At 38.7% G+C, this 15802-nt stretch carries 9 protein-coding genes; all 9 read right to left on the reverse strand.

From position 1 onward, the window contains the following. Positions 1–69: 69 nt before the first annotated feature. The 9 genes from ABR854_RS12925 to ABR854_RS12965 all read right to left on the reverse strand — a co-directional run bounded on the left by ABR854_RS12925 (position 70) and on the right by ABR854_RS12965 (position 15759). Complete coding sequence (locus ABR854_RS12925; RefSeq protein ID WP_350265820.1) at positions 70–1752, reverse strand: endo-1,4-beta-xylanase; 1683 nt, start codon at positions 1750–1752, stop codon at positions 70–72. A gap of 30 nt (positions 1753–1782) precedes the next feature. Next, on the reverse strand, positions 1783–2745 hold the full coding sequence (locus tag ABR854_RS12930; protein WP_350265821.1) for a DUF5627 domain-containing protein: 963 nt from the start codon (positions 2743–2745) through the stop codon (positions 1783–1785). A 42-nt stretch (positions 2746–2787) separates the two neighbouring features. Next, complete coding sequence (locus tag ABR854_RS12935; protein ID WP_350265822.1) at positions 2788–4578, reverse strand: RagB/SusD family nutrient uptake outer membrane protein; 1791 nt, start codon at positions 4576–4578, stop codon at positions 2788–2790. 42 nt (positions 4579–4620) lie between these two features. Continuing rightward, the gene (locus tag ABR854_RS12940; RefSeq protein ID WP_350265823.1) at positions 4621–7647 is read right to left on the reverse strand and encodes a SusC/RagA family TonB-linked outer membrane protein; all 3027 of its coding nucleotides are present in this window, start codon (positions 7645–7647) and stop codon (positions 4621–4623) included. A 49-nt stretch (positions 7648–7696) separates the two neighbouring features. Continuing rightward, positions 7697–9580 carry a RagB/SusD family nutrient uptake outer membrane protein gene (locus tag ABR854_RS12945; protein ID WP_350265824.1) on the reverse strand — a complete coding sequence of 628 codons (1884 nt, stop codon included), beginning with the start codon at positions 9578–9580 and terminating at the stop codon, positions 7697–7699. An 11-nt stretch (positions 9581–9591) separates the two neighbouring features. Next, positions 9592–12720, reverse strand: coding sequence for a SusC/RagA family TonB-linked outer membrane protein (locus tag ABR854_RS12950; protein WP_350265825.1), 3129 nt, complete (start codon positions 12718–12720; stop codon positions 9592–9594). Positions 12721–13089: 369 nt separating this feature from the next. Then, the gene (locus ABR854_RS12955; RefSeq protein ID WP_350266023.1) at positions 13090–14196 is read right to left on the reverse strand and encodes an aldose epimerase family protein; all 1107 of its coding nucleotides are present in this window, start codon (positions 14194–14196) and stop codon (positions 13090–13092) included. A gap of 168 nt (positions 14197–14364) precedes the next feature. Continuing rightward, entirely contained in the window at positions 14365–15021 is a 657-nt protein-coding gene (fsa, locus tag ABR854_RS12960; RefSeq protein WP_350265826.1) for a fructose-6-phosphate aldolase, read from the reverse strand. 33 nt (positions 15022–15054) lie between these two features. Beyond that, entirely contained in the window at positions 15055–15759 is a 705-nt protein-coding gene (locus tag ABR854_RS12965) for an L-ribulose-5-phosphate 4-epimerase (protein WP_350265827.1), read from the reverse strand. Positions 15760–15802 lie beyond the last annotated feature (43 nt).

Raw genomic sequence — 15802 nt, forward strand, 5'->3', positions numbered from 1 at the left:
AAACAATCCCCCAGCATTGTTGAATGTGGGGGATTAAAGGTAATTAGTATCGATGATTTGTTGTGTATTTTATTTCATATTTGCCTTGAGAGCTTCGGCTACATACGAATATGCCAATTTTCTTACATACTGTTGATTCCATAGTCCGATTGGCTCATCGGCTCTCCAACTTGAGTTAGCAGGGCTATCCAACGGACTCCACAATGTAATACCATAACGTTGAGCAGCAGGAACAATCTCAAAGTATTTATCAATTACATATTTATACATTTCGGCTTGTGCTTTGTACTGATCTTGGGTAGCAGCAGCGGTTTTTACACCTGCCAAACCGATATCCATTTCCGAAATTTTAATCAGCTTGCCAGTAGCGGCCAACAATTTAAACATTTCAGTAATTTTGGTCTTATCTGATTTGATGTCAATGTGCATTTGTGTTCCGATACCATCTACTTTTGCACCTTTACTTTCGATATATTTTACGTATTCGATGAGTCCTTTACATTTATCCAGACTATATTCGAGATTATAGTCATTAATGAAGAGAATATCGCTCGGATTTCCGTATTTTCTGGCCATCTGAAATGCCATTAAGCCATAATCTTTACCTAAATAATCTTGCCAGTAAAACTCATCTGCTTTCAATGTGCGACCTACTCCTGTTTTAAGTTCGTAAGGTTTTCCATCGTCCATTGGTTCGTTTACTACGTCCCATGCTTTCACGTAGGGCTTACTTACCGACAACATTCCAGACATCCATTTGTCCAGCGTATTCGTAATGAGTGTCTTTTTTACTTCAGGAGATTTTTCTTTTGTTTGAATACTTCCAGTAGCATTATACTTTGTCAAGGTGATATTATCAAAATAATAACTTGTGGCGGTTTTGCCAAGATTAAACGCAATTGCACCGCAAGTAGCCATATCTGCGGTAACAGTAATTTCTCTGGTATAAGTAGTCCAAGTAGGAGTAGCCGAAAGAGTTCCAAAGAAATCCCAGTGTTTGTATGCACCTGGAGTTACGTGTGCCTGAGTTGGGTAAGATGCCGCAACATCTGCCTTGATATCCATTTTAAGCGTATATTTTTCGCCTAAAACAGCAGCTGGAGCAAATTTTATAAAAAGTTGAGCTTCCCAATCATTGGCACGAACACTTGCATTGGTTATTTTCAAGGCTCTTCCAACACCATTTGCACCACCGCCAGCAGCAGTATAAGATGTTACGGCATTAGCATTGGCTTCAAAGTTGTTAGTTGTATTGCCTTCAAAATCATTTGAAGTGATTAAATCCCAGCCCGGTCCAGTTGATGATAAAACGTCAGGTGCAATGACACTTTTCAAATAAGTTGCATTTTGATTTGCGTGCCAGCACAACGTATGACCATAAACTGAAACGCCAGCAGTTTTGGCATTTTCGAGTAATCTTGAAACATTATCAAGTGCCAAGTTGCCATTCGATTGAACCACACCGCCGTGCTTCATTTCGTAGCCCAGTACGATTTCATCGAAATTTTTATTTGCCAATCGATACATCACACCTTTGTTGTTATAATCGGCCAACGAAAGAGCAGTACCAAATTTGAAGTTTGGATGTGCAGTACGATTGATAAGAGATTTTAGAGCAGGATAAGCATCTATCTCTTCTTGCATAGCAACATTTTCGGGTTTTGGAACACTATATTCCAAAGGCTCGAATGTTGCACACGAAGCCGCCATGATTGCAGTCAGCCCCAGTGTTATTTTATATAATTTGTTCATAAAAAAACTATTCTATTATTGAATGAAACATTACTTAGCCACTGGCGAAAAAGTCTCAAAAGCTACCGTACGGTCACGCATCACGAGCGTGTCGGTAGTTGCAACTTTCATTCCAGCAACATTGACTTCATACTTTAAATACAGGGCATCACGGTCTTTATTACCCCAACTGTTTTTTTCTCCTTTCTTGATGAATGCACCGCTTCCTGTGGCAGTAGTTCCGTTTGTTAGCGACGAAATTGTGCATTTTCCATCGTTATCAAACTTCATCAATAGTGTTACACTAACATTCTTGTTATCTTTATCTTTGAGAACTACTGGAAATTCAAGTTCACTCAATGATTTAGTTGTTAGTTTATTTACTTCGTCATTTTCTACGAACTGAGCATGGCGAACAACCGTTCTGCTCACTGCACCAGTCACAACATCATTTCCACGTCTGAGGTAATTTCCGTGCCACGGATTAATATATTTTATAGCATACAAAACGAAATTTTTTCCAGCAAGAGCAGGAATTTTGTTTACATCGCTTTGAGTGATTGCCATCGGAATTACATAAGTATTTTTGATTGATTTGGGGTCAGCAAAAAACGCATCCGTTAGCTGCACATCTACACCACCTGCTAATGCTCCTTTGGGAATAATAATTTTATCAGATGCCAATGAATAATAGTTATCTGGCATAGCAAGTATTTCATCTCGGCCTGCACCAAACAACATTCCATTTTTTAGAAGTGATTTATCGACCGATACTTGTATTGCTATATCACTTCTGCTTTCGTAAACACCACCAATTGTGGCATAAATTTGGCATTTTTTAGCGTTATCTAAATCCGTATTTACAAAAGCATCATCACCGAGAGTAATTGTTCTTACTGGATATTGATAAGCAAAATATACGTTCTGTGTTTTAAAATCAGGAAACTCAACTTCCTGATTACAAGAGGCAAGCCCAATTAGGAGCAGTACCGACATATAAATTAATCTCTTCATATTGATATAAAATTTTGTCAATGTTAAAAATATGGTTGAGAATTAATTCCAACCTTCGTTTTGTACGAGTGCAGGATATTTTAGAATTTCTGAATATGGAATAGGCCCATATTTCATAAAACTCCTAAATACTCTGTCTTGTACTGCAGGAATAACCGTGTAAGCACCATTTTGAATACTCATACCTTTGGCTGGCTCAGTAAGGTCGGCATTCCAACGGCGTAAATCCCAAAACCTGAATCCTTCAAAACATAGTTCCAAACGGCGTTCGTTACGAATCAACTGACGCATGGTTTCCTTGCTTCCTTTGGCACTTTCTAAGTAAGCATCGTTGTTGGTTGTGCCAATTCCTGCTCTTCTACGAATCGCTCTGATGATGTCGTAAGCCGAGTAAGTATTTGACCCCATTCCTGTTGGCCCGAAAGCCTCATTTGCTGCTTCTGCATACGCCAACGCAATTTCTGTATAACGAATATGCGGTTTATAATGACGCTGATTGCTGGGTGATGTTGGATTAAGGTTTACATCTTGGCGTAATAATTTTCTCAGATAATAGCCAGTTCGAGTTGAAGTTTCTACTCGGTTAAGGGCGTTGTTTGTAGTGCCATCAACATTGGTATTAATTACTGTATTATTTACGCCTGCTGTTGCACCGTTCACCAAAATAAACATTCTTAGACGTGGGTCACGATTGGTGTAAGGGTCATTTGGATTATAACCACTTAAAGGGTTATTAATCGGGTAGCCATTCAACATCGGGAAGGCATCAACAAGGTTTTGAGTTGGGTTAATACGACCATTTCCGAATAATGTTGGTGGAAAGTTGGCTTGTTCCAAATCTCTGTTTTCAAACCAGTTGTTACGCCATAATATTTCGGGCGGATTGGCTCCATCTTTCAAACTCGCAATCTCGGCAGTGTTTGAATACCAATTAAGTCCACTCGCAACATTGCTTGTAATGGCACTCAATCCACCATTCAGATTCAATACTGCTGCTGCCGCATTGGCTGCATCTGTCCACCTGCTTGCATTGTCATTGCCAAAAGCTGGACTTGCCGCCAATAATGCCGTTTGTGCTTTTATTGCTTTTGCAATTCGACCAGTAAATAAACCACTGAAAGTAACTCCAAAAGCACGGTTATATTGCTCAACGCTGACTGTACCATATTTGGCAGGAATCTGCGACGCTTGCCCCAAGGCTATATCTCGATAGTCTAACGGAAGTTTTACATCTGCACTATCCAAATCTTGATAAATTTGCTTAACACACTCATCAAAAGTAGCTCTTGGCAGATTGTAGTTATCGGAAGTAGTTTGTGGTTTAAGCAAAATCGGTATTCCGAGCATTTGGCCATTTGCACCTTTACCTGCGTGAGCTTGCAAAAGATGATACATCAACAAAGCACGAAGACCATAAGCTTCACCTTTAATACGGGTCGCAAACAATTTGTTTGTAACGGGGTCTGTTACCCATTGAACTTTATCTATTTCGCCAAGGGTAATATTCATGTATTGAATTCCTGCGAAACAGTTGGTCCATTGGTTGGCTGGGTTGTTATTGGCAGTCCATTGCCCCGTTGCCATTTTCAAATAACCATTGTTTTGGTCATTGCTTACAGCGTCGTCGGTGGCAACATCATTGAATGACCAGTTATTCGTTGGAATTCGGTTATAACCATTAAGCAATAATCCATAAGGGAATCTCGAATCGCTTGGTACATATGCACTGGCATCTAATTGTCGGTTATTTTCAATGGCGGGTTCTATGAGGTCTTGGCATCCTGTCAGTAATACAGCTGCACAAACCACCGCCGTTAATATTCCTTTCTTCATATAAAACATAAGTGTAATAGTCAAAATTTGATGCTTTCAGATTTAGAATAGGGCTTTTATTCCTACATTGAACATTCGAGTTTGTGGTGCAGTACCTACATTCATTTCCATGATTTTGCGGTTCTCAGAAACGGTCAGGAGGTTAAATCCACTCACATATACACCTAATTCACGTACAAGTGATTTCATTTTCAGCATATTCGTTAAATCGTATGAAACTTGTACTTTGTTTAAGTCGAAACGGTTTGTTTTGTACATCCAGAAATCAGAAGAGCGGAAATTATTATCGCTGTTCAAGGTAGTCAATCTTGGAAACTGAGCAGTTGCTTTAGTTTCTTCTGTCCATCTATCTCTCACTACTTCCGAGTATTTGTCTTCGCCATCAACCCAGAAATAAGAATTGCTACGCATGGCATTTCCTCCAAAACGCCCTACTCCTAAAGCAAAAAATGTGAGTTTTTTCCATTGTGCCGTAAAATTTAGACCCAAAGTAAGCGGAGAACCAAACCAACCACCTCTTCCCAAATATACTTCGTCACGGGTGTCAATTGTGCCATCGTTGTTTTGGTCTTTGTACTTAATATCACCAGGTTTTACTTGTCCGAATGTTTGTGTTGGCGATGAAGCAATTTCTTCCTTAGTTTGAAACAATCCTAAACTCTGCAAACCCCACATAGCATCTAAAGGTTTTCCTTGACGATTTTGGTAGGTATTTTCAAATAATTCAGCTCGTTTAGAGGCCGTAGCTTCATAATATGTAGCGTTTAGACCCATTGTCCAGTTAATATTTCCTGATTTTCTGTTCAAATTTGCCCCAAAATCAAAACCAACACGCTTATCATCGTTGTAGTTTACGAATGGAATAAATGAAGAAACTGGAAAGTTTGTTGTAAAATAACTCGGAAATAAAACAGCCGCTTGAATGATATTTCCTGAAATTTTATTCATGAAAAATGTACCATTCAAGGTCAAGAATTTCTTAAAAAATGAACCTTCAAAGCCGACAGTAATTTCTTCACGTTTAGGGAAAGTCATGTTTGGGTTATCGCCCCTTCTTGATTCGGTTGCTTGAATACCCGTACCATCTTTCCAGCCATACCAAGAACCCGCACCTGTGTAAATGCCTTGATATAAGTAATAGTTATTAATATCGAGGTCGGTTTGTAAAATACTTGCCGAAGCAGTCAGCTTCAAATCATCAATTGCTTCAGCATTTTTGAGGAATGACTCTTCGCTTATTCTCCAACCCAAAGAAACCGATGGAGAAAATGCTTGGCGATTACTCGGTGGAAGTTTCGATGAATGTACATAAGCCGAGCTTAAATCCACATAATATTTTTGCTTGAAATTATAACTTGCTAAAAATCCCAAGTTTGCATTACTTGTTCGGTGATAAATGGCAGATTCTGATTGTTGGAAGCCATTGACCAATAAAATAGCCGACAAATTATGATTGGCGTTGAATGTTCTATCGTAATTGAACTGTCCTGATAGAGCTATCGTTTGGCGGTATCTATTACCCGATACATTCTGAGTTCCCGACCTTGAATCTTGATTATAGAGCGTAAGTCCACTTATGAGGTCAGTGCCACTGTAACTATTCCAAGTTGGAGCGTACGTTGCATACGTATAATTGTATGATAATGAATATTCGGTAGCATAATCAACCGCAAAAGCCGACTTGAAACTTAGTCCTTGTAAAACATTTCGTAAATCAGCTTTGATTCCAGTATTAAACTGAAATTGGCGATTAGTGTATTGGTTATTTCCACCCGAATAAATAGTAGCAAGCGGATTGGTTTGGTCTAACTGTGAACCTCCCAATAAGTATTTTCCATCAATAATATTATTGCTATTTTGAATAAATACCTGTGAAGCTACGTCTTCTTTTTCAACCAAATCAATTGGAATAAGTGGTGAAAAACGATTCGGACGAATAGTTGTGGCACTATTCCAGAAGTTAGCATTAACGCCACGGCCTGTGAAAAAGATGGCCGTAGCATCGGCATTGAAATTGATATATTCGTTGAGGTTTACATCAATATTTCCACGAAAATTGAGTCGGTCAGAGCTATTATTGTTTTTTGCTTCACCGAAGTTTAATAGCGAACTGGTTTTAGCATACCCTAAATTAGTATAATATTTAACCCTCTCGTTTCCTCCCGAAATTTCGGCTGTTGCATCATAACTTCCATAAGAGCTTTTGAGGTATTCTGGTGAATAAAAGTCAATACTTGGATAACGATATTTGTTTTTTCCTGAAGCATGATTGTAAATATCTAATTCAGAATACAGATTTGTTAATCCATCATTTCTACGAGCCTCATTGTAAAGCGTCATGTATTCGCCCGAACCCAAATAACGAGGCATTGCCTTTGGAGTATTTATACCATTATTGATTCGGAGGTCAAAGCGATTTTTGCCAGCAACACCTCTTTTTGTGATAATATTAATCACACCTTTGGCTGCACGGCTACCGTATAAGGCCACCGCATTTGCACCCTTTAAGAAAACAATTTGTTCAATTTCGGTTGGTGCCACGTTTCCAGTTTCACGAGGCACACCATCTATCATAAACAAATAATTTCCCATTCCCCAATTACTATTACCATTGAAACCCGGAACTAAGGTTTCCATATCGGCAAGTGAGTAAGTAAAGTAGTTTTTGGTGAGAAGCTCTCTCACATTTACAGATTCTACCCCGCCAAGCAAGTCTTTTTTATCAACTTCACGAAAAGCAACATTTACTTTTTCGGTGTTTTTGCTTGGTGAAATCGTTATTTCACTAATTTGTTCGGTTGCCGTGACATACTTTACGATAAAGCCAGTCGCAACTATCGAAACCACATCATTTTTTGGCACTTCAATCATGAATGCTCCCGAAGCGTCAGTAGTAACAGCCTTAGCGTTTTCTTCAGAGCCCTTAACGATTGCACCGCTGATTGGTTGTTTGTCAGAACCAACTACTTTGGCCTTCATTTTAATTGTCGGAGTGCTTTGTGCTATTACATTGTTTTTGGGTAAAACAAGTAGCAGACACAAGCCCATAATTATCTTTATAAACTTCATTTTTTATTCGTTTATCAATTATTATCTCATTTTATGAATCGAATTTTGCTTACCAACCTGGGTTTTGCGAAAATTCCAGATATAAATTCACATCATTGACCTTTAATGGCAACCAATTATGTTTGTCAGTGAATTTACGTTCTAAGATTGTAGTTTCACGCAAGTTCAAAACACGGTTATCTTTCGGGTCTTTGGCTGGGTCAAGTGGAGCAGCTCTATCAAATTCAATTGATTTTTTGAGTGTGTAAGGGCTTTTTGAAATCAATAACCAACGACGAAGGTCATTAAAGCGATGTCCTTCAAAAGCAAGTTCTACGGCACGCTCACGTCTTACTTCTTCCATATAAGTCTCTAACGAACCCAAGAATTTAGCATTTACGGGACTTACTCCTGCTCTTTCTCTGATTACATTAATGGCATCGACTGATGATTTTGAATAGTTACTTGATTTGCCTAAAGCAGAACCAAAGCCTTGTGCAGCAGCTTCGGCATACATCAAATAAATGTCAGCGAGACGCATGTAAGGAACTTTGATATTCAAACTTTTATCGTAGCTATATCCTTGGTCGTATTTGTTGGCAGTTCTCGGTACAAATTTGAATAATAAATATCCTGTACGGCTTCCAGTAGCAATATCACGGTATGAACCACCTGTATGCAAATTTGCGTGGCGGTTATTTACCTCAGCAGCGTTTGGAATACTTCCTGCAACCATTCTTACACCATCGAAAACGATGTCGTTGTAGAAGCGTGGGTCACGGCCTTTCCACGGAAATTCGGGGTTATAGCCAGACTCTGGGTCAGCTTTTGTAATGTCTTTAATCGGCATTCCGTTTGCCATTCCGTAGTTATTAACGTAGTTTGAAGTTGGTAAAAACTTCACGTCTCCCTCACTGATAATCAGTGGACTGTATTGCTTGCTTGTTCCCCAGTTTGAGTTATTTGCACCATAATATGGCCCACGGAAGATAGCTTCTGTGCCACCTGGAATTTGCCAGTTCTGACCAGTTGTATAGAAATTAGTATAATATTGTGCAAACGGGATTAATTTGTGAGGTGCAGCACCACTTTCAGTCAAAGTAAGCAATTCACCGAATGCTTCGGCTGCTTTTTTGCAATAATCTGCATTGTAAGAAGTACTTCCACCCGAAACTTGATTCATCAACGGACTACCTGCCCAAAGATAATTTTTCCCTAAATAACCTAATGCCATGATTTTATTGATACGCAATTGGTTTTTGCCAAGCGTTCTTTTTCCAGCAGTTGTATTATCCCAGTCGGTTGGCAATAAATTGGCTGCTTCTCTGAAATCGGCAGCAGCTTTATCGGCACATTCGCTATATTTCAGACGTGGCATTGTTAGTTTTTCATCACCAGGCAATACTTTATCAATGTAAGGAAGTCCACCAAAATATTGCATGAACATAAAATGATACCATCCACGGAAAAACAATAATTGCCCTTTGATTAGGTCTTTTTCTTCTTGGGTAGCATCAGTTAGTTTATCGAGATTTGCTAAACCCAAATTTGCTTTTCGGATACCGTACCAGCCCAAGCCCCAAAGCGATTTTGCAAAGCGGTCATCGTTTGTTACATTGTTATTGCGGTCCATCCAACCAGCTTGCCAACCGTCGAAATTGCGTTGCCAGCCCCAAAAATCCCCATTGTCGATTTTTACACCAAAGTGGAAATTCTGAGCAGTTGATTGAATCTCATCTTCTCCCCAGTTGAAAGAATTTGTCCAATAACCATTGGTAAAATCGGGAATTGTATGATAAAGTTCTTCGGTAAAACCTTGAAAATTAACGAAGTTTTTAAAGGCATCTCTATCTGATACCAATGATTGAGGGTCACGGTCTAAAAAGTCTGAACATGAAGTAACCCCAAAAGATAGTGAACAAACTAAGACTAAAAGTTTTATTCTATTTTTCATGATTTTATTAATTAGAAAGTTATGTTTAAACCCAAATTATATCTTTTTACAGTCGGGTAAGCTCCCTGCGATGCCCAGCCTGTACCCGCAAAATTTGATTCTCTATCGTCAGGCATTTTGCTCCAAGCGTAGAGGTTATTGCCATTGAGATATACTCTGAGGCTGTTGAAACCCATTTTTCGGCTGAGTTCGGTAGTAAATGTGTAAGCGATTTCGGCATTTTTTAACCTTGCATACGAGCCATCATACATATATTGCGTGCCTCGGTAATCACTGAAAGGAGTAGTAAGCCAGCGTGGAATGGGTGTTCCATTTGGATTTTGTGGCGACCAGTATGCTCCTTCATGATAGACTGTATTACTTTGACCGCTTAGACTTGTAAATACTACTTGGCGTGTTGCATTATTTACGGCATAAAATTGAACAAACGCTGATAGTCCTTTCCAGTCTAAACCGAATGTAGCGTTGTAGGTATTTTGAGGCCAACCCGTGTGTCCGTACGGAATTCTATCTTGTGAATCTATTACACCATCAGCATTATAATCTACTAAGTAATAATTGCCTACAAGTTTCTGATTATCGTTTACATTGTGCATCGTACTGCCATAAAGTTGGTCCCAAGTATTATATATTCCATTATTCACGTACGAATAAACTTGGTCAATTTGCATTCCTTCTGGTTTCTGATAATCTGGGAGTAATTCTGGAGTGGCACGTTCCAAAATTTTGTTTTCGGTGTGGGTCATATTAAGGTCAGCCCACAAACGAAATTTTCCTACGTTTTTATTGAAATGTAGTTCTACTTCATAACCTTGAGATTTTACAGCCCCCAAGTTTGCTACTGGTGGTGCAGCTCCAAAATAACTCGGAACATCAGCCCTTCCTGTCAACAAAATCTTACTTCTATTATCTTGAAATATGTCAGCTTTACCTTTAACTAAACCTTTCAGAATCTCAAAATCTAATCCTACGTTAAACTTCTCTGACTCTTCCCATTGAACCGTAGGATTTCCAACTGTTGCCTGAGAATACCAAGTATATGGGCTTTGTTCGGCACCTTCACCCGTAACTCCAAGTCTTGACCTTCCACCATAAGACCATTGTTCTAAATACGGCCATCTTACACCTAAATTGTCAAAACCAGTTTGCCCGTAAGACATACGGAGTTTCAATGAATTGATGAATTTTATTGGTTTCATGAAGTTTTCATTCGAGATAACCCAGTTTGCTCCACCAGATGAGAAGAATGCGAAGCGATAATCGCTGGCAAATTGCTCAGAACCATTATAAGCACCGTTGTATTCGATAGTGTATTTATTATTGAAATTGTAGGTTGTTCTAAATACCCAGTCTTCACGATACGACGGAATTGTATTTCCACTTGCAAAAACATTTCTGTTCGTCAAACCCATCGCAGTAATATTATGCTTTCCTGCAATGGTTGTATTATAATTTAATTGCAACTGATAAAATAGCCTTCTCTGACTCGCTCCAATATTTCCTGCTGCTGGATTCCACTTGATACCTTCTTGAAAATCAAATCCAGTAATACCATCAACGGCTTGTTGAAAAGTTTCAACGCCATTGTCAGGGTTTATCCATTTGCGTTGTGTTCCGTTGAAAAGGTCGTTTACACCACGATCAGATTCTACGAAAGTATTATCCAACGAAACAGTTCCAGAAGCCCTTAGCCCCTTCACAAGTCGTTCTAAGTCTTGTTCTAAAGTAAAATCAGTCGTAATTCGTGCAGTAGTTTGGTATTGAATACCACCAATCGCCAAACTCAATGCAGAGTTCTCAGCCCTTGCTTGGTTTGGAGCATAGAATCCCCATGAACCATCAGCATATTTTGGCAAAAATAAATCGGGTGCAGCACTGTAGGCATCAATCCAAGGGCCATATTGGCTTCCTGAGAAACCCCACGGACTTTTTCTGACACCATATGAACCAGAAAGGTTTGTTTTAAACAAAGTACTTTTTGATAATTGAAAGTCTAAATTACTACGAACATTCAGACGATTAAAGCCAAAGCCTTGTTGGTATCCACGCTTATTGTCGTACACTTTAAACAAATCGGCTTCTTGCAAAATATCTGCACTGGTGAAATACTTTACCAAATTTGTTCCACCACTAATATTTAGATTAGCATTATTTGAAATAGCATAAGGCTTAAATAATGCTTCCTCCCAATCAACATTCGGATAACGCTCTGCCTCAGCAAGATTGGCAGGATTACGATATTTGTTAATAATGGCTTGCGGTGTAATGTTTCTCCAACCTTCTGGACGGGCGGCAAGCTCATATTCGATTGCTTCATTTCTGATTCCGAGAGCATCATAAGAATCATACTTTTGTGGCAATTTTGATGGTGCTTTCACAATCGTATTTACTGTCGCTCTAATTGATGCTTTACCAGTCTGCCCACGTTTGGTAGTAATCAAGATTACACCATTTGCACCTCTTGAACCAAAAACTGCAGTTGCCGAAGCATCTTTCAATACAGTGATTGTTTCTACCGAACTAATATCCACACTATTCATCGGACGCTCAACGCCATCCACCAAAATTAATGGTTCAGAGTTATTCCAAGAACTACGACCACGAATCAAAATCTGTGGGTCTTCTGCACCAGGAAGCCCAGTACTTGCATTGGTTATCAAACCTGGTACATTCCCTGTTAGAGCAGCACCAATACTCGAAACACCCCCTGCTCGTTCAAGTTCTTTATTGGTAGTTTGAGTAACGGATGCTACAACACCTTCTTTCTTTTGTCTTCCATAACCAACAACTACTACCTCGGATAATTCCGATAAAATTTCTTCCAACACAACATTGATAATTTTTTGATTACCAACTACAACTTCTTTGGCCTTGAATCCAACTGAACTGACAACCAAAGTTTGTTTCGGTGTACAAAAAATTGAGAATTCTCCCTCTGCACCAGCATTAACGCCCTGCGTTGTGCCCTTAATAGTAACGGCTGCCCCAGGAATCGTTTCTCCTGTGTTAGATTTCACTGTTCCTTTCACTGTTTGAGCTTTTAGCGAAAAGCCTGAAAAGCCAATCAAAAGAAAAATACCTGATACAACTAAGTACAGCTTTTTCCGAGTGATTGAAATGTACAAGTCAATTTGTTTCATAATTAATAAATATGAATCATTTAATAAATAATATAAAATTACGCTTGCAAAGTAAGGCACTGACTTAAAAATAGAGTAGCACAATTCACTAAATAAACACCACAAATGTTCAGTAAACTTAAAAAGTGTCAATTTTACACTATTATTATGCAAGTTTTCTGTGCTAATACAAAAAATGAAGACTATACGTAAAATATGATAAACTTTGAGAAGAAATAACTCATTTTTAGCGTAGAAAAAATTGAATATATCAACATCTTAACCTTGGGCTATTTTCATGAAAGTCTTGAGTAGTAATTTTGAATAAAAAAAACGCAATACAACCTAATAAAGATTTATATTGCGTTTTCTACTGAACTTATGTGTAGATTATTTTACCGAAAACTTATAAACAGTAGTTGTTCGATAGGTTTCATTAGGTTTTAAAACCGTAGTTGGGAAGTTCGGTTGATTGGGTGAATCTGGATAATGTTGGGTTTCTAAGCAGAACCCTGAACGGAATTTTGCAGGAACACCTCCTTTAACAATTGCTGAACCATCTAAGAAATTTCCCGAATAAAACTGAATGGCTGGCTCCGTTGTAAAAACCTCCATCACACGACCAGTTGTTGCTTCATAAACCGATGCTACGTTTTTTAACTTATTACTTGCATCAGTAAATACCCAGCAATGGTCATACCCTTTTCCGTATTTGATTTGAGCATCATTGGCTTCATTAATTCTTTCACCAATCTTATGAGGTTTAGTAAAATCAAATGGTGTCCCAGCGACGGCTGTGAGTTCACCGGTAGGAATGAGTGTAGCATCAACTGGTACTAATTTATCAGCAGCCAAAGAAAGTTCATGATTTAGAATATCATTGCTGGCATCACCCGAGAGATTGAAATATGTATGATTTGTAAGATTCACAACTGTCGTTTTATCGGTCGTGGCTTTGTAATCAATCTTTAACGAATTATCTTTTTGAAGCGTATAAATTACTTCAACGTCTAATTTTCCAGGATAACCCTCTTCGCCATCAGCCGCTGTATAATTTAGTTTCAATTGTGGTTCGGCGGCATCAATTGGCGTTGCTGTCCAAAGTACTTTATCAAAACCTTTTCTTCCACCATGAAGGGCATTTGGTCTATTATTAGTTGCCAAAGTATATTCTTTGCCTTCGAGCGTAAACTTACCTTTGGCAATTCGATTACCGAATCGTCCAATCAATGCTCCGAAATAAGGGACACCCTTTAAGTATCCTTTGAGCGAATCGCAGGCAAGGGTGACGTTGGCATATTTGCCTTTTTTATCTGGGGCTGTAAGATTTGTAATTATACCTCCAAAATTCGTAATCTGTACTTCCATACCATTAGAATTACGAAGCGTATAGAGGTCAACTTTCGAGCCATTGGGCAATGTTCCGAAAGCTGACTTTTCGATTTTATTCACTTTTCCTGCGGTATTTTTCTTGGTTTTTGAAGGCGATTGTGCCATTCCAACTTGCAAAAGTCCGACACCAACAAGTACTAATCCGAGAGTTTTTAGTTTCATATTTGTAAGATTGAATAGATTTTACCAAAAAGTAATAACTCGTGAAGATTCCCCGACTGTGCGTTTTGAGCATCAATATAGGGTTGAAAAAAGTTGATAGGCGTGTGCCTATCAACCATTTACTTTTTTGTAGTCAGCCAAAAACTTCTCCAGACCAGAGTCAGTTAGTGGGTGTTTTAATAGTGCTAACATGGCACTTAACGGGCCAGTCATTACATCAGAGCCGATTTCAGCACATTTAATAATATGAATTGGGTGACGAACCGACGCTGCCAAGATTTGTGTATCAAAGCCATAATTATCATAAATCAGACGAATTTGGGCAATTAAATCCAAGCCATCTACTGAAATATCATCCAAACGACCAATAAAAGGCGACACATATGTTGCACCAGCTTTGGCGGCCAAAAGAGCTTGTCCTGCCGAGAAAACCAATGTACAGTTCGTACGGATTCCTTTATTCGTAAAATATTTGATTGCCTTAATTCCATCTTTAATCATCGGTACTTTTACGATAATATTTGGGTGAAGCGAAGCCAAATGCTCACCTTCTTTGATAATTCCATCAAAATCTGTCGAAATTACTTCGGCCGAAATTGGCCCATCAACGATTTCACAAATGGCTTTATAATGGTTTAAAATATTTTCTTGTCCAGAAATACCTTCTTTTGCCATCAACGATGGATTGGTAGTTACACCATCTAACACGCCCAAGTCATTTGCTTCTTTTATTTCGGCTAAATTGGCAGTATCAATAAAAAATTTCATTTGTTTTAAGATTTATGTTTATAGTAAATTTGTTCAGCAACCTTGTCCGTAATAGGCATTTTTGCCATGTTTTCGCTCAAAATGTTTCATACGTAAAGTATCTTTTATTCTCGGAGTATTTGGATTTATTTGAAGGGTAAACATTGCCATTCGAGCCACTTCTTCCAAAACAGCCGCATTATAAACCGATTTTTCAGCGTTTTTTCCCCAAGTAAATGGTCCATGATTTTGCAGTAAAACCATTTCTACTTCCTTGTGCGAAAGTTTCTTTTCAGCAAAACAGTCGAATATCTGATTGCCAGTTTCAAACTCATAATCGCCCAAAATCATTTCATCGGTCAAAACCGCCGCACACGGAATATCTTGATGTGTATGGTCGGCATGAGTTGTGCCAAAAATTGGAATGTCCATGCCTGCCTGAGCCCAAGCAACCGCATAAGTGCTGTGTGTGTGCGTAATTCCTCCAATATCTTCCCAATTTTTGTATAATTGAGCGTGTGTTTTTGTATCAGACGACGGTCGCATTTTACCTTCTACAACTTTCGCATCATAATCCATTATCACGATATCTTCGGCTTTGAGTAATTCATAAGGCACACCGCTTGGCTTGATTGCAAAAACCGCTTTTTCTCTATCAACGGCACTCACATTCCCGAATGTAAAAAGCACCAAACCCAGTTTCGGAAGCATCATATTTGCCTCAAAACACTCTTCTTTTAAAGATTTATATTCGCTCATTTTTTATGTAATTGTGAAATTCAATTTCAGATTTGCATAAAAC

It is taken from the genome of Emticicia sp. W12TSBA100-4, assembly GCF_040253585.1.
Taxonomy (GTDB): domain Bacteria; phylum Bacteroidota; class Bacteroidia; order Cytophagales; family Spirosomataceae; genus Emticicia.